General features: G+C 72.2%; 1 protein-coding gene and 1 pseudogene. Both read left to right on the forward strand.

Annotated elements, in window-relative coordinates:
* A partial coding sequence (locus AC1RJ9_RS28360; protein WP_492842027.1) for a 2Fe-2S iron-sulfur cluster-binding protein occupies nt 1-292 on the forward strand: 292 nt, incomplete at its 5' end.
* A pseudogene (locus AC1RJ9_RS28365) lies at nt 292-765 on the forward strand (hypothetical protein); the annotation flags it as partial. The gene AC1RJ9_RS28360 and the pseudogene AC1RJ9_RS28365, both read left to right, overlap by 1 nt.

The raw sequence follows: 765 nt of genomic DNA on the forward strand, positions 1-765 counted from the left end.
CGTCGCGCCCCCCACGCCGGCGGTCGCCGCGGCCACCATCACCTTTTCCGTGGCGGGCGTGTCGGCCCCGCTCCCCGCCGGCCAGACCGTCCTGGAAGCCGCGGAGGGCGCGGGGGTGGAAATCCCCTATGCCTGCCGCTCGGGTGAATGCGGCGTCTGCGTCACCCGGCTGATTTCGGGCGAGGTCACCATGGCGGTGGAGACCGGCCTGGATCCCGCCGACAAGGCCAAGGGCTACATCCTGGCCTGCCAGGCCAAGAGCACGGGCCAGCCGCTCGTGGTGGAGGCCTGATGCGCGAGCGCGGCGACATGGCCGTCGGCCTGCTTGTGGCCTTCCTGCTGCTCTTTCCGCTGGGCTACGTCCTGCACGTCGCGCCGCGCTTTCCCGGCAGCCTGGTCGGCGGCGTCATCGGCGTCGTCGCCGCCGTCCTCATGCTGCTGACCCTGCCCTATGTGGTGGTCAAGCACGTCAAGGCGGCGGAACGGTGGACAGGCCGGTTCGTCAGCAAGCCGACGCTGCTGGCCCTGCATGTGTATGCGGGCGTGCTGGCTCCGATCCTGGGGTTGGTTCATGCCGCCCACAAGTTCGGCAGCCCCGTCGGCCTAACGCTGACCGGCCTTGTGCTGCTGACGGTCCTCAGCGGCTTCGTCGGCCGCTACCTGCTGGCGCAGACGGCGCGGGCCCTGCGCGGCCGCCGCTCCGAGCTGGCGTCCCTGCAAGCGGCGTATCTCCACCTGCCGGCGCCCCCGGCGCCGACGGCGGCG

The sequence above is a fragment of the Caulobacter sp. GW822-FHT07D08 genome (assembly GCF_058798735.1).